General features: G+C 52.6%; 14 protein-coding genes and 3 tRNA genes. 8 read left to right on the forward strand and 9 right to left on the reverse strand.

Features of this window, described 5'->3' with window-relative positions; translation table 11 throughout:
* The first annotated feature begins 76 nt into the window (after window positions 1-76).
* From HMPREF2871_RS09090 to HMPREF2871_RS09105, 4 genes are all read left to right on the forward strand, one after another.
* Window positions 77-907 carry a carbon-nitrogen hydrolase family protein gene (locus HMPREF2871_RS09090; protein ID WP_053088859.1) on the forward strand — a complete coding sequence of 277 codons (831 nt, stop codon included), beginning with the start codon at window positions 77-79 and terminating at the stop codon, window positions 905-907.
* Window positions 908-916: 9 nt separating this feature from the next.
* A complete protein-coding gene (gene ruvC / locus HMPREF2871_RS09095) occupies window positions 917-1,462 on the forward strand; it encodes a crossover junction endodeoxyribonuclease RuvC (RefSeq protein WP_049344335.1) in 546 nt (181 codons plus the stop codon).
* 77 nt (window positions 1,463-1,539) lie between these two features.
* Window positions 1,540-2,424, forward strand: coding sequence for a lipid A biosynthesis lauroyl acyltransferase (locus HMPREF2871_RS09100; RefSeq protein ID WP_224783391.1), 885 nt, complete (start codon window positions 1,540-1,542; stop codon window positions 2,422-2,424).
* Window positions 2,425-3,194: 770 nt separating this feature from the next.
* Window positions 3,195-3,989 (forward strand): 3'-5' exonuclease, encoded by a 795-nt coding sequence (locus tag HMPREF2871_RS09105; RefSeq protein ID WP_039862538.1) that lies wholly within the window; start codon window positions 3,195-3,197, stop codon window positions 3,987-3,989.
* Between the two features lie 84 nt (window positions 3,990-4,073).
* Here the strand turns inward: HMPREF2871_RS09105 and prmC are convergent, their stop codons facing one another.
* The 9 genes from prmC to HMPREF2871_RS09150 all read right to left on the reverse strand — a co-directional run bounded on the left by prmC (window position 4,074) and on the right by HMPREF2871_RS09150 (window position 11,040).
* Window positions 4,074-4,886 carry a peptide chain release factor N(5)-glutamine methyltransferase gene (gene prmC, locus HMPREF2871_RS09110; RefSeq protein ID WP_004520961.1) on the reverse strand — a complete coding sequence of 271 codons (813 nt, stop codon included), beginning with the start codon at window positions 4,884-4,886 and terminating at the stop codon, window positions 4,074-4,076.
* Window positions 4,876-5,337 carry a hypothetical protein gene (locus HMPREF2871_RS09115; protein WP_004520960.1) on the reverse strand — a complete coding sequence of 154 codons (462 nt, stop codon included), beginning with the start codon at window positions 5,335-5,337 and terminating at the stop codon, window positions 4,876-4,878. The genes prmC and HMPREF2871_RS09115 overlap by 11 nt, the downstream gene beginning before the upstream one ends.
* Window positions 5,338-5,390: 53 nt before the next feature.
* Complete coding sequence (gene tldD / locus HMPREF2871_RS09120) at window positions 5,391-6,833, reverse strand: metalloprotease TldD (RefSeq protein WP_004520959.1); 1,443 nt, start codon at window positions 6,831-6,833, stop codon at window positions 5,391-5,393.
* 559 nt (window positions 6,834-7,392) lie between these two features.
* Entirely contained in the window at window positions 7,393-8,235 is an 843-nt protein-coding gene (locus tag HMPREF2871_RS09125; protein ID WP_004520957.1) for a hypothetical protein, read from the reverse strand.
* 15 nt (window positions 8,236-8,250) lie between these two features.
* Window positions 8,251-10,011 (reverse strand): bifunctional biotin--[acetyl-CoA-carboxylase] ligase/type III pantothenate kinase, encoded by a 1,761-nt coding sequence (locus HMPREF2871_RS09130; RefSeq protein WP_004520956.1) that lies wholly within the window; start codon window positions 10,009-10,011, stop codon window positions 8,251-8,253.
* On the reverse strand, window positions 10,008-10,514 hold the full coding sequence (locus HMPREF2871_RS09135; RefSeq protein WP_188212340.1) for an adenylyltransferase/cytidyltransferase family protein: 507 nt from the start codon (window positions 10,512-10,514) through the stop codon (window positions 10,008-10,010). Before HMPREF2871_RS09135 ends, HMPREF2871_RS09130 begins: the two co-directional genes overlap by 4 nt.
* Window positions 10,515-10,773: 259 nt before the next feature.
* A tRNA-His gene (locus HMPREF2871_RS09140) sits at window positions 10,774-10,849 on the reverse strand.
* Between the two features lie 9 nt (window positions 10,850-10,858).
* Window positions 10,859-10,935, reverse strand: a tRNA-Arg gene (locus HMPREF2871_RS09145).
* 27 nt (window positions 10,936-10,962) lie between these two features.
* Window positions 10,963-11,040: transfer RNA gene (locus HMPREF2871_RS09150), tRNA-Pro, on the reverse strand.
* Between the two features lie 201 nt (window positions 11,041-11,241).
* Here HMPREF2871_RS09150 and folD point away from each other — a divergent pair.
* The 4 genes from folD to HMPREF2871_RS09170 all read left to right on the forward strand — a co-directional run bounded on the left by folD (window position 11,242) and on the right by HMPREF2871_RS09170 (window position 15,168).
* Window positions 11,242-12,093, forward strand: a complete 852-nt coding sequence (gene folD / locus HMPREF2871_RS09155) for a bifunctional methylenetetrahydrofolate dehydrogenase/methenyltetrahydrofolate cyclohydrolase FolD (RefSeq protein ID WP_049336906.1) — start codon at window positions 11,242-11,244, stop codon at window positions 12,091-12,093.
* A gap of 85 nt (window positions 12,094-12,178) precedes the next feature.
* Window positions 12,179-13,252 carry an AI-2E family transporter gene (locus HMPREF2871_RS09160; protein ID WP_049344337.1) on the forward strand — a complete coding sequence of 358 codons (1,074 nt, stop codon included), beginning with the start codon at window positions 12,179-12,181 and terminating at the stop codon, window positions 13,250-13,252.
* Window positions 13,253-13,381: 129 nt separating this feature from the next.
* On the forward strand, window positions 13,382-14,623 hold the full coding sequence (locus HMPREF2871_RS09165; protein WP_049344338.1) for an aromatic amino acid transporter: 1,242 nt from the start codon (window positions 13,382-13,384) through the stop codon (window positions 14,621-14,623).
* A gap of 92 nt (window positions 14,624-14,715) precedes the next feature.
* Window positions 14,716-15,168 carry a DUF7832 domain-containing protein gene (locus HMPREF2871_RS09170; RefSeq protein WP_049336905.1) on the forward strand — a complete coding sequence of 151 codons (453 nt, stop codon included), beginning with the start codon at window positions 14,716-14,718 and terminating at the stop codon, window positions 15,166-15,168.
* Window positions 15,169-15,178: the final 10 nt, after the last annotated feature.

Below are 15,178 nucleotides of genomic sequence, written 5' to 3' on the forward strand. Positions count from 1 at the left end.
GAGGAATTGTGTGACGATTGTATCGGCCTTGTGCGTAAACAAGTTACAATTCTTGCAAAATCTGACAGGAGTTTTGATGATGCGCTCTTTACGCGCCGCCGCTGTGCAAATGGTGTCGTCCACCAACCCCGAAACCAATATTGCCACCATGAAGCGCCTTGTCCGCGAGGCGGCCGAACAAGAGGCGGATTGGGTGTTGCTGCCCGAATATTGGCCGCTGATGGGCAAAAATGATACGGACAAGCTGGCATTTGCCGAGCCTTTGGACGATGGAAGCGTTGGCGAAACCTGCCACACCCGTTTTCAGACGGCCTTAAGCGAAACGGCAAGGGAATGCGGCGTGGTGTTGTTTGGCGGCACGGTTCCATTGCAAAGCCCAAACGCTGGCAAGGTGATGAACACGATGCTGGTGTATGACCGCGACGGCAGCCGAATCGGGCTTTACCACAAAATGCACCTTTTCGGCTTTTCCGGTTTGGGCGAACGCTACGCTGAAGCCGATACGATACTGGCGGGAAGCGATGTGCCGAATTTAAGCGTGGACGATGTTCCGCTGGCGGCCGGCGTCTGCTACGATTTGCGCTTTCCTGAGTTTTTCCGCGCCCAGCAGCCGTTTGATGTTTTGCTGTTGCCTGCCGCGTTTACCTACACGACCGGCAAGGCGCATTGGGAATTGCTGCTGCGCGCCCGTGCGGTGGAAAACCAATGCTACGTCATCGCGTCGGCACAAGGCGGACTACATGAAAGCGGCCGCCGCACATTCGGCCACAGTATGATTATCGATCCTTGGGGCGATGTGTTGGCGACGTTGCCGGAAGGCGAAGGCGTGATTTGTGCCGATTTGGATACCGCGCGACTGCAAAGCGTGCGCACGCGCCTGCCTGCCCTGAAACACCGATTACTTTAAACACGCACTATGTCCCAGTTCCAACCCACACGCATTCTCGGCATCGACCCCGGCAGCCGCGTGACCGGCTTCGGCGTGATTGATGTCCACGGCCGCGAGCATCATTATGTTGCTTCCGGCTGTATCAAAACGCCGACCGGCGCGTCGCTTTCCGAACGCATCGCCGTGATTGTCCGCCATATCGATGAAATCATCCGCCACTATCAGCCGCATCAGGCGGCCATCGAGCAAGTGTTCGTCAACGTCAACCCGGCCGCGACTTTGATGCTCGGTCAGGTGCGCGGTGCCGCGATTGCCGCTTTGGTCATGCACGATTTGCCCGTGTTTGAATACACCGCGCTTCAGGTCAAGCAGGCGGTGGTTGGCAAGGGTAAGGCCGCCAAAGAGCAGGTGCAGCATATGGTGGTCCAAATGCTTGCACTTTCAGGTACACCGCAAGCCGATGCCGCCGACGGACTCGCCGTCGCCCTCACCCACGCCCTGCGCAATCACGGATTGGCTTCGCAACTCAACCCCGACGGCTTGCAGGTCAAGCGCGGCCGTTTTCAATGGTAGGCCGACATTCAGGCCGTCTGAAATATGTTCCAGCCCGTTTTCAGACGGCCTTTCGGTTATAATAGCCCTTTGCCCACATACAGCGAGCCTTCATGAAAGCCGCCTTCCTTTTTCTCTATCTCATCCGCCTGCTGCCTTTTTGCGTGTTGCACAAGATTGCCGACGCGATCGGTATTCTCGCCTATTACGCAGTCAAACCACGCCGCAAAGTCGGCGAGGTAAACCTCAAAAAATGCTTTCCCGAGCTAAACGACAGCCAGCGCACTGCCCTGCTCAAACGCCATTTCCAACACATGGCGAAGCTGATGCTCGAATACGGCCTCTACTGGTACGCGCCTGCGGATAAGCTGCGCTCGTTGGTACGCTATCAAGACAAACACCATCTTGACGAAGCCCTCGCCGCCGGCGAAAAAGTCATCATCCTCTATCCGCACTTTACCGCATTTGAAATGGCGGTTTACACGCTCAATCAGGATGTGCCGCTGACCAGCATGTATTCGCACCAAAAAAACAAAGCCCTGGACGAGCAGATCCTGAAAGGCCGCCACCGCTACAACAATGTTTTCCTGATCGGCCGCACAGAAGGCCTGCGCGCCATCATCAAACACCTGCGCAAAAGCGATGCGCCCTTTCTTTATCTGCCCGACCAAGACTTCGGCCGCAACGATTCCATTTTCGTCAATTTCTTCGGCATTCAGACGGCCACGATTACCGGCCTCAGCCGTATCGCCGGCATGACCAAAGCCAAAATCATTCCCGCCATTCCCACGCGCGAAGCCGACAATACCGTAACCCTGCGCTTCTATCCGGCTTGGGACAATTTCCCGACCGAAGATGTCGAAGCCGATACCCAGCGCATGAACGACTTCATCGAAGAGCGGGTACGCGAGCATCCCGAACAATATTTCTGGCTGCATAAACGCTTCAAAACCCGTCCCGAAGGCGAAAGCAGCTTTTATTGACTACATTGAATTACAATTTGAATATGCAAAAAGCGACGAAATCCTTCTTTCGCCGCTTTTTCATTTTAATTGAATCAAACCGAAACTCATGTTTGGTTTTAAACAATCAAATAATATTCTGCTTTAAATGCTTTAAAAACAACTTTTTTCATCGTGATTGAAACTTTCAAACAACCCTATATTTTTTCTCAAATGAAAAACATCAGGCCAATACACTTTTTTCATTTACATATTAAATTTAATTTCTTTTAAAAACAATATATTAAAAAACAGTCCATCTGAAAAAATACATTTTAATCATTCAAAATATGAAATAAAATTAAATTAAAATTTAAAAAAACAAAATAAATATCTAAATTTAAAACAATTATGAAATATAATTGCAAAAATATGACAATACCTGAAATTTATACCGAAACTAGCCTTCAGAAAAAAATACTTGGCAAACTGTAAAAATTCGCGTAAATTTCACTACATCAAATTACAAAACGTTCAGACGGCCTCGCTGGTTTTAGATACTTTTGTAAGCAATTTTCTGATATTGCAAGAAATTGCGGTATTTTAGAGGATTTCGGTGCAATGCCCGAAATGAAAGTTTACCGATGCAGAGTTGAGCTGCATCTGTAAAGCCGCAGGTGAAAGCCTGTATTGTTTGTGAAGCGTAAATCTCTGATTTGAGGTATTGGGGCAATCCTGTGGGGGATTGCCTCTTTTTTTATCTGCGCCGTCATGCCACAATGACATCATCCCTTATCCAACCCGATCACGCCATGACTCCGATACTTGCCTTCGACATCGAAACCATTCCCGACGTAAACGGCATCCGCCAGCTTTACGATTTGCCTGCCGATTTGCCCGACAACGAAGTCGTCCTGTTTGCCCAGCAGCAACGCCGCACCAAAACCGGCAGCGACTTTATGCAACACCATCTGCACCAAGTCGTCGCCATCTCCTGCTGTATGCGCTGGGGTCAGGACAAAATCCGCGTCAGTACCATCGGCGATCCCGAAGACAGCGAAGAAGTCATGATTGCCAAATTCTTCGAGGTCATCGAAAACTATACGCCGCAACTCGTCAGCTGGAACGGCGGCGGTTTCGACCTGCCCGTCCTCCACTACCGCGCCCTGATACACGGCATCAGCGCCGCCCGTTATTGGGACATGGGCGACGGCGACTTTGGCGACAGCCGCGACTTTAAGTGGAACAACTACATCAGCCGCTACCACTCCCGCCATTGCGACCTGATGGATTTGCTCGCCCTCTACCAACCGCGTGCCAGCGTGCCTTTGGACGATATGGCCAAACTCTGCGGCTTCCCCGGCAAACTGGGCATGGACGGTAGCAAGGTCTGGGACGCTTATCATGCAGGCCGTCTGAAAGACATCCGCGATTATTGTGAAACCGATGCCGCCAATACCTACCTGATGTATATGCGCTTTCGCATGATGAGCGGCGCGCTCGATGCCGACGAATACGAAGTCGAAATCAAACGCATCAAACATTATCTGGCCGCACAAGCCGAAGAAAAACAACACTGGGCGGAGTTCGTCGCTGCTTGGCGTTAAATCAGGCCGTCTGAACAGCTAAACCAAAAAACCAAAAGGGCGTGATCGACACGCCCTTTTTTATATTTCGACAAACCATGCCCATTAAGCAGGCAAACGCCCCAGCGTTACCCTATCCAATCCAGCCAAATCCTGTTCGGTTGCCACTTCTGCAAAACCGTTCTCCAGCATAATGTTCCGCACTGCTTTGCCTTGGTCATAGCCGTGTTCAAACAGCAGCCAGCCGTTGGCTTTCAGGTATTTAGGGGCTTCTTGGGTAATGTGGCGGATATGGCTGAGGCCATCTGAAAAGTCGGTCAGCGCATTTTGCGGTTCAAACCTCAAATCACCTTGCGATAAATGTTCATCGCCATCCTCGATATACGGCGGATTGGAAACAATCACATCGTATCGGCCTTCAGACGGCTTGTCGGTATCAAACCACGAACCCTGCGCAAACTCCACTTTTGCGCCCAATTCGGCCGCATTTTGACGGGCAGTATCCAAAGCACCGACGCTGATGTCGGATGCACGAACATCGGCATCACCGCGTTCAAGCGCGATGGTTACGGCAATGGCGCCGCTTCCCGTCCCCAAGTCCCACACACGGCCTTGCGACGGCAAGCGTTTGAGCACGGCTTCCACCAAATGCTCAGTTTCATGGCGTGGAATCAGCACATGGGGATTGACGGTAAAGCGTCGTCCGTAGAACTCGCGCTCGCCCAACAGATAGGCCATCGGCTCGCCTTTCAGACGGCGTTGCGCCAAAGCCTCCAAGATTTGCAGGTCAGATTCCGCCAAATCGTCCGTACCGCGTGTAACCAACTGCGCACGCGTGTAACCCAGCGCATATTGCAACAACATCCGCGCTTCATTTTTGGGCAGTGCCGATTGGCGCAACCATTCATCAAGCGTCATTTCTCGTCCCATCTGCCAGCGTTGTGGCTTTTCTTTCCTTAATCTTTCCGGCAAACGTGCCGATGGTGGCAACCGCAAATGCGGCATACCACAAATAAAATCCCGCGCCGTAGCGCACAATATCCGATGTATTCCCTGCTTCATCGACGTGTACGGCTTTCACACTGAAAGCCACCAGCGCCAAGCCCCAAAGTGCCGTATGGACAGGCACAACCTTCTTCCGCAACACCAGCAACACAATGGCCGCCAACCAAACATAATTCGCATAGGCCGCACAATATCTGATATCCAAAGAAGCAAATATCGACCCCAAAATCAAAACGGTCAAACCCTTCATGCTTTCATGATTGCCCAAATAAAATGCAACATTGGACAAAGATGCTATCCACAGTGCAACCGACACCAGCAACATCACTATGGGAAAACTTGATTTCCGATTCTGTTCCTGCATGGTTTTATCCTAATGCAAAAGGCCGTCTGAAAACCTTTCAGACGGCCTGCCGTTTAAATTTCGCTACCGCCGACGGTCAGTCCGGCATCAATCCTCAGTGTCGGTTGTCCGACGCCGACAGGAACGCTCTGCCCTTCTTTGCCGCAGACACCGATGCCGCTGTCGAGCGCAGTGTCGTTGCCTATCATGGAAACGTGTTTCAGCACTTCGGGACCGTTGCCGATGATGGTCGCGCCTTTGACAGGATATTGCAGTTTGCCGCCTTCCACCCACCACGCTTCGGATGCGCTGAACACGAACTTGCCGCTGGTAATGTCCACTTGTCCGCCGCCAAAGTTGACGGCGTAAATGCCCTTGTCGATGGACGCGATGATTTCTTCCGGCTCATAGCCGCCGTTTTCCATAAAGGTATTGGTCATGCGCGGCATAGGAGCGGAAGCGTAACTTTCGCGGCGGCCGTTGCCGGTCGATTGCATACCCATCAGGCGGGCGTTGGTTTCGTCCTGCATATAGCCGACCAAAATACCGTCTTCAATCAATACAGTACGGCGGGTTTCGTTGCCTTCGTCGTCGATATTGAGCGAGCCGCGTCTGTCGGCAATATCGCCTTGATCCACAACGGTAACGCCTTTGGCAGCCACGCGCTCGCCGATTCGGCCGGAGAAAACGCTGGTTTCTTTACGGTTGAAATCGCCTTCCAAACCATGTCCAACCGCTTCGTGCAACAACACGCCCGGCCAGCCGTTGCCCAAAACAACGGTCATCTCGCCGGCAGGCGCAGGACGGGATTCAAGATTGGTCAGGGCTTGTTTGACGGCGGAATCGACAAACCGATGCACCAAGTTTTCATCGAAATACGCCAAATCATAACGCCCGCCACCGCCTGCGCTGCCCTGCTCGCGACGCTCGCCCTGCTTGGCAATGACGGTTACGTTCATGCGCACCATCGGACGGATATCGGCAGCGTGTTTGCCGTCCAGACGGGCGATGTACACCATGTCGTATTCGCAGGTCAAACCGGCCATCACTTGCACGATACGCGGATCGGCGGCTTTGGCCAGCGTTTCAACTTTGTTCAACAGCGCGACTTTGGCAGCAGAATCAAGACTGGCAATAGGGTCAATCGCCATATGGACAGGCTTGCCGTAGGCAGGTGTCGGCACTTTGACGCTGGCTTCGCCGCCAGCCGCACCAATCACGCGCACGGCTTTGGCAGAGCGGTTGATCGAATCGATACACAGGCTGTCGGCGTAGGCAAAAGCAGTCTTATCGCCCGAAACGGCACGCACGCCCACACCCTGATCGATTTGGAAGCTGCCCGATTTGACGATGCCTTCTTCCAAATGCCAACTTTCATAGGCAGTACGCTGGCAATAGATGTCGGCATAATCGACATGGTTGGCGCCGATAATACTCAGGCTTTGGGCGAGCAAATCGGGGGAAAGGTGGTTGGCTTCGAGCAAATCTCGCTGTACCGCGGCGTAGGTTTGTTGCATAATTTTTCAGACGGCCCGACGAGCAGGCAAAGTTAATTTGGCCTTGATTATACGGTATTTTATATGGCTTTGGATATGTTGATTGCTTGGATTTATGAGTGATTGAAACAAATCAAAAGGCCGTCTGAAATATAGGGTTGAAATGTTTGCCTTACCCTATTTCAACCGGCCTGTTCGTTTGACGTTCAGACGGCCTTTTCAATCACGGCAAAGCCAATGCCACAATTTAATTTCCATACAAAACAAAGCATTACAACAAAAACCATTATTTTTTCAATTTTGCTATTGATAATAGTTATTATTAGCGTATAATCAAAACCACTCGGAAGACGTCCTAATCCGAGCCATTAAACGACAGATTTTATCCCCCTCTTTCCCATTATCTCTTGATACTCGGAGTGCGCATATACGAAACATACCTGTTCCCCTTTATATCAGATACTCAAAACCGAAAAACATGAAACCCACTGCCGATACAGTGGATTTCGTGTTTTTTGGCGTTCGGTTTATCAGGCTTGGCCGGCTGCTTATCAGGCCGTCTGAAACCGAATAGGCCTGATTATCGGCAGGTTTTCATGTTCAACTTGCCATAACGGCCGACAATGTTTCTGATGTCTTGGGCATCGCGCTCGTCGACCGCCATAAAGACCACGGTCATGCGTGCTACGCTCAAACCGGTATCGGGTGCGCTTCTGTCTTCCTGTTCGACAATGCGCGCACCGCCAAAACCTGCGCTGGACAAGCGTGAAATCAAAACTTGGGCGGAAGAGCGGCTGCGTGTTACGTCAATGCTGATTTCGCCGTTGTGAATACTGCCGCTAAAGCCGCGGCTGCCCAAGGCATCAAGCTGGGCGGAAGTGTCGCCGTCGGCAGGCAAGACCACGCGGAAGGTTTTGGAAGAAGTTTCGCCACCGGATGCGCCGTTACGTTTTTCGATACTGCGGCTGGCCGCATGAGGCCATTTGCCCAACAAGCCTTTGATGCGGTGGTAATCGTCTTCATCCATCACTACGGTGGCGCTGCTGGTACACAAGCGTTCCACGCCGGCCGCGTCCATCTCTTCTTCGGCTGCGCGACGCTCTTGCGCTTCTTTCTCGCGGCGCATTTTTTCTTTTTTCTCTTTCAACTGCTGCGCTTCTTGCTTTTTACGCAAGGCTTCTGCTTCTTCGGATTCAGGTTCTGCCATAATCAGGCCGTCTGATTCATCCGCCACCCAATCGGGTTGCGATGCCTGCTGAGGCTCGGCTTTGGGCGCGTCCAAAGAAGACGGGCGCAATAATTCGTGCGTGCCGCCTTCCAAGGCAGATTCGGGTTTCGCGGTTTTATGTTGTGTCCGATAGGCAACCATGCTGCCAAAAACAATGATGTTGAGTGCGACCAAGACCGCAAACAGCCATTTCATGATGCGTTTTCCTTTTTATTGTCCGTTGCGATGGGCAATCCAATGCAAGAGCCCGTGAATCACGAGATTATCGACGATTTTCACTTGATTGTCATGAACGAATGACTCCGGCAGCGCCTGCACGACTCTGGCCGCGCCGCCGCCCGTGATAATAATATCGACCGGTTTGCCTTCGCCCGTTTTGTCTTTCAGACGGCCATGCATCATCATCAACGCGCCGCAAACGGCATCCATCATGCCGCTGGCAATGGCGTTCGGCGTTGTGGTTGGGAACGGATATACCTTGCCGATGGGGCGGTTGAGGTTGGCGGTTTTGAGCGCCATCGCCTCTTTCATCAAGTGAAAACCGGGCATGATGGTGCCGCCGAGATAATGATTGTCTTCCGTCAGCGCGTCGGTGGTTACGGCGGTGCCGCAGCTGACGACGACGCAGGCATTTTGCGTAAAGCGACGGCTGCCCAGCGCATTAAACCAACGGTCGGAGCCATGTTCTTCAGGACGGCGGTAATGGTTGCGGATACCCAAAGCCTGCGGCATGGAAGACAGCCATTCGACCGGACGGGTTAATTGTTCTTCCACCATCGCTTTTTTTACCGAACCGCACACGGCGCAACCGACAATCTTCACATCATCATCGGCAAATTGCAGCCATTCTTCGCCCAGCTGGGTCAAATCACGATACGGCGCGCGGCCGACTTCGGAAAATGTGCCGTTCTCTACCCACGCCCATTTCAACTGACTGTTGCCGCCGTCCAGCAGCAAAAAGCGTTCCGGCTTAGTCGCGGCAGGTTGCGCCGGACGATTATCCGGACGCAAGCTGATCTCGCCGCTGACAATGGTTTTCTCGCCATTGTCGGTCAACAAACGCAACGCGCCTTGCGCATCCACGCCTTTGACTACGCCTTCATGAACAATGCGCCCTTCTTGAAGCAGCAAGACCGGCCTGCCTGTGTCGCGGTTGGCGGCATCGTATTCGCCGACACATGACGCGAATCCGTTTTGCGCGTATTCGTTCAACAGCGCATCGAGTTGCGCCAATACCGCATTCAATAAGGTTTTGACGCTTACGCCCTGCTTAGAGGCCGTCTGAAACAATGCCTGTATGGAAGTGGCGTTTTCAACTTCTTTCGGCAATACAAAATTGATACCGATGCCGATGACGGCGACAGTCCTATTCTCTACCCGCGCCGTTTCAATCAAAATACCGGCCAATTTATCGTTGGCCACGACCAAATCGTTCGGCCACTTGATATTTACGTCCAAACCGATATCGGCAAGCGCGCGTCGGCAAGCCAATGCCGCCACCAACGCCAGCGAACCCAGCTCATACTGCGGCTTGTCAAACGCCCAGCCCAAGCTGAACATCAGACATTCACCCTGTCGGTTGACCCAGCTTCGCCCTTGCCGTCCGCGTCCTTTGGTTTGGAAATGCGCCACGCACAAGGCCTTATGCGCCAAATCTGCCGACTGGCGCGCCAATGCCATGATTTCATCATTGCTGGACGAACATTCGTGTTTCAACTGCGCACGAAAACCCTGTTTTCCGGCCATTTGTTGCAGAGATTCTTCGGCAAACACAGCCAAAGGGCGCACCAAACGCCATTGCCCGTCGTGCTGGCGCAGCAAACCGCGGATATGGCCCGGCATCTGCTGCCAGAATCCGTTTAATTGTTGCGGCTTCATACCGACCACGCGCGCCAACTGAGAAACGTGTTGCGGCAGGCCGTCTGAAAGTGCGGCGAGCAAGGCCCAATGGCGGCTGTTCAAATCCGTCATTCGCCTCCTCCGGCTTCGCGAATTTTCGCCAACGTTTTGGTGGTCGAAGTCTGGTGTAAAAACGGAATCGAAAATACTTTGCCGCCACGCGCAAACGTCTCAGCCGCACCGACAATCTTATCCACAGGCCAGTCGCCGCCTTTAATCAATACATCAGGTTTGACCATTTCAATCAACGCAGCCGGCGTATCGTCATCAAACCATGTGACCAAATCCACGCTCGCCAATGCCGCTGCCACTGCCGCGCGGTTTTCCAAAGGATTAATCGGACGATCGTCCCCTTTGCCCTGACGGCGCACCGAAGCATCGGTATTCAATGCCAACACCAAAGCCGCACCGGCCGATCGCGCCTGCGCCAGATACGTTACATGGCCCCTATGGAGAATATCGAAACAGCCGTTGGTAAACACCAGCGGACGGGGCAATGCCGCCAAACGCTCCGCCAGCTTTTCGGGCGGACAGATTTTGGATTCAAATTCTGGAGCTGGCCATTCGGACATGATGCGGTTCCTTTGGGAATGAAACAGAAAATAATCGGGGTATTATAAAGGATAACGGCGAAACGCCATAAAAAGATACCGAACGGTACAATATTCGGGCTTGACTGCGTATTCATTGATATTTGATAACACAGCAAATGCTATTTTTGCCGATGCCATGATGAAACGGTTTGATAAATACTTTTTTGAAACCCAATTAAATCTGAAGTAAAATTCGGGTATAAATGGAAAAAAGCCTGCATACAATATGCAGGCTTTCATCTGGGGTGGCTGATGGGGCTCGAACCCACGACAACTGGAATCACAATCCAGGGCTCTACCAACTGAGCTACAGCCACCGTAAAAATTGGCACGCCCGACAGGAATCGAACCTGTAACCCCCGACTTAGAAGGTCGGTGCTCTATCCGGTTGAGCTACGGGCGCTCATGCCGATTCGTGCTAAGAATTTTGTGGTCGGGGCGGTGGGATTCGAACTCACGACCCTCTGCTCCCAAAGCAGATGCGCTAACCGGGCTGCGCTACGCCCCGACTGAAGACCTGAACTATACAGACCCTTTTTAACCCGGTCAACATCTACTTTGCTTTATTTTTTCATTTTTTGATTATCTTATTATTTTTAATCGTTATTTATTTTTATGTTTCACAATCAGGGCTACTCTTTTGTGTCAGGCCGTCTGAAAAATGCGATAATTTAAACGCAATATTTATCCCTATTGAGGAGGAAAAATCATGGCTGCACAACTTATAGACGGAAAAAAAATCTCCCAGCAACGCATCGAGGCGGTCGCACAGGCGGTAAAAGCGCGTCAGGAAAAAGGTTTGCACACGCCTTGCTTGGCGGTGGTATTGGTTGGCGACGACCCTGCTAGCGCGGTTTATGTACGCAATAAAAAACTGGCCTGCCAAAAAAGCGGCATCGAATCGCGCTCTTATGAGCTGCCGTCTGAAACCACGCAAGACGATTTGCTGAAACTGGTGGACGAATTGAACGGCGACCCTGCCGTCGACGGTATTTTGGTGCAACTGCCGCTGCCGGCACACATCGACAGCCAAGCGGTTTTGGAGCGTATCGAGCCGCATAAAGATGTGGACGGCTTCCACCCTTACAACGTCGGCCGCCTGGTCGTCAAAATGCCGCTGATGCGCCCTTGCACACCCAAAGGTGTGATGACTTTGTTGGAAGCCTACGGCATCGACCCGAAAGGCAAAAAAGCGGTCGTCGTCGGCGCGTCCAATATTGTCGGCCGCCCACAGGCGTTGGAATTGCTGCTGTCCCGCGCGACGGTAACCATTTGCCACAGCGCCACGCAAAACCTTGCCGATGAAGTTGCGGCCGCAGATATTTTGGTGGTCGGCGTAGGCATTCCGAATTTCGTTAAAGGAGAATGGGTCAAACCCGGCGCAGTCGTTATCGATGTGGGCATCAACCGCTTGGACGACGGCAGCCTGTGCGGCGACGTGGAGTTTGATGTCGCCAAAGAACGCGCGTCCATGATTACGCCCGTTCCCGGCGGCGTCGGCCCGATGACGATTGCCACTTTGTTGGAAAACACGGTACACGCGGCCTCATTACACGACTAATCACTGTCATTAAGTTAGGCCGTCTGAACATGGTTTTTCAGACGGCCTGACCTGTTTTTTTTGCTTTTTACCTTATTGGCTTCACATGTCCTTACTCTCTTCACACACCGACAACCCGACTTTCCGCAACGCTTCCTATATCCTGATGGGCTTGGCCTTGCTGATTGTCTTGCACTACCATTTTCTGCCGCTGCTGCTGTCGGTTATCCTGACCTATATCTTTATTACGCGCACCAATGGCGTCATCCTCAAACTCCGCCGCCGTGTTTTGCCGCGCAACACGCGGCTGCATAAATCGCTCAACGCGCACAATATCAACCTGATTTCCACCACGCTGACGCTGGCCATCGTGTTCAGCATCATCACGATGATGTCTTTGGGCATTTACCACCTGATACACGGCGGACACGTCGGCTTTATGCTGGCCAAGCTGGCGGCGATTTTGGAAGACACCAAAAACAGCCAAGACCTGCCTGCGGCCATTCTCAACATGCTGCCCAACAATATGGCCGAAATCAAAGCCTCGGCAATCAAGCTGATTGAAGAATACCGCGCCGCGCTGACCCGTATCAGTAAAAACAGCATCACATCCTTCGTGTACATCCTCATCGGCATCATCTTCGGCGCCATGCTCAGCTTCCACCGCCTGAAAATGCGCAAAAACCGCCACAAAATGCCGCTGTTTAAAGCCGAACTGATGCGGCGCATCGTCAATTTTGAAACCAGCTTTGAACGCGTGTTCCTCGCCCAAGTCAAAATCTCGCTGATCGACACCTTCCTGACCGGCCTGTATCTCTACCTGGTTTTGCCGCTATTCGGCGTTGACCTGCCGTTTAAAATGACCGTCCTGATCGTCGCCTTTATCGTCGGCCTGATTCCGGTGGCGGGCAACCTGATTTCCAACACCATCATCATTATTTTGAGCCTCGGCGCATCGCTGTACGTCGCACTCGCCTCGTTGGTTTTCCTCGTCGTCATCCATAAGCTCGAATATTTCCTCAACGCCAAAATCATCGGCTCGGAAATCGAATCCAGCGCATGGGAATTGCTGGTGGCAATGGTTGTCTTTGAACGCATTTTCGGCATCGGCGGCATCATCGTCGCGCCGGTTTATTACGCCTACCTGAAAAATGAATTGAAACTGCGAAAATTGATTTAATCAGTTGCGTTTATACACATCAAAGGCCGTCTGAAAACGACAATCGGGTTTTCAGACGGCCTTTGCTTTACCTTTTCTTACACTTTACGGCATAATGGCAGCCACGCATTTCTAGAAGAAAGATAAACAATGTCAACCAAAACTCCTTCCCTATTCGGCGGCGCGATGATTATCGCCGGTACGGTTATCGGCGCAGGCATGCTTGCCAACCCGACCGCCACCTCCGGCGTATGGTTTACCGGCTCGCTGGCCGTGTTGCTGTACACCTGGTTTTCCATGCTCTCCAGCGGCCTGATGATTTTGGAAGTCAACACCCATTATCCGCACGGCGCCAGCTTCGACACCATGGTTAAAGACCTGCTCGGCCCGGTTTGGAACGTCATCAACGGCGTTGCCGTCGCTTTCGTTTTATACCTGCTCACTTACGCCTACATTTTCGTCGGCGGCGACCTGACCGCCAAAGGCATCGGCAGCGCGGTAGGCGGCGAAATCTCGCTCACCGTAGGCCAACTCGTCTTCTTCGGCATTCTCGCTTTTTGCGTTTGGGCATCCGCACGCTTGGTTGACCGTTTCACCAGCATCCTCATCGGCGGCATGGTATTGACCTTTATTTGGGCAACCGGCGGCCTGATTGCCGATGCCAAAATGCCTGTCCTGTTCGACACCCAAGCCCCTGCCGGCACCAGCTACTGGATTTATGTCGCCACCGCCCTGCCCGTCTGCCTTGCGTCATTCGGTTTCCACGGCAACGTTTCCAGCCTGCTCAAATACTTTAAAGGCGACGCGCCCAAAGTAGCCAAATCCCTGTGGGCGGGTACGCTGATTGCTTTGGTGATTTACGTCCTCTGGCAAATCGCCATCCAAGGCAACCTGCCGCGCAGCGAGTTCGCACCGGTTATTGCCGCAGAAGGCCAAGTTTCCGTCCTGATTGAAACACTGTCCAAGTTCGCCCAGACCGGCAATATGGACAAAGTATTGACCCTGTTCTCCTACATGGCGATTGCAACGTCCTTCCTCGGCGTAACGCTCGGCCTGTTTGACTACATCGCCGACATCTTCAAATGGAACGACAGCATCTCCGGCCGTACCAAAACCGCCGCGCTGACCTTCCTGCCGCCTTTGATCTCCTGCCTGCTTTTCCCTACCGGCTTCGTTACCGCCATCGGCTACGTCGGCTTGGCCGCCACCATCTGGACAGGCATCATCCCCGCCATGCTGCTCTACCGCTCACGCCATAAATTCGGTGTCGGCAAAAACTACAAAGTTTACGGCGGATTCTGGCTGATGGTTTGGGTCTTCCTCTTCGGCATCATCAACATTGCCGCCCAAATACTGAGCCAAATGGAGCTTGTTCCCGTATTTAAAGGTTAAATTCCCTTAAGGCCGTCTGAAACACCCTCTTTCAGACGGCCTAATTCATTATTTTCCGCTACAATACCCCTTTCCCCCAACGAACACCGTCCATGTACGACAATATCCGTTTCCATCTCGACGAAGACTACCCCGACCAGCTCCCGCCCGAAAATGCCGCCACCCATATCGGCATGTACTGGCAGTGGGCGGCGCAGGCAGGCCTCGTCAACCCCGTCTGGCAAACCGCCCCCGAAACCGCAGCCGACTTCGCCGCCATGACCTCGGGCAAAATCAGCGGACGGCACTTCCTGCTCAAACACATGGACGGCGCACTGACGGCGGACGACTTTACCGAACTCGGCCAACGGTTTACCGAGTTCTACTACACCGACGAAGAAGACGGCTACGGCGCATTTATGGAAGACTACGTCCTCGCCCTCGACACGCCCTCGCTCGGTGGCTTCTACCACGTCAAAAACACCCCGGAAACCTTCGCCAAACTGACACCCGTTTTTCAGACGGCCTTTGAAAAATGGAAAAGCAGTTTGAAAGCAGAAAAATAAGAGCCCACAC

It is taken from the genome of Neisseria sp. HMSC067G12 (assembly GCF_001812725.1).
Taxonomy (GTDB): domain Bacteria; phylum Pseudomonadota; class Gammaproteobacteria; order Burkholderiales; family Neisseriaceae; genus Neisseria; species Neisseria perflava.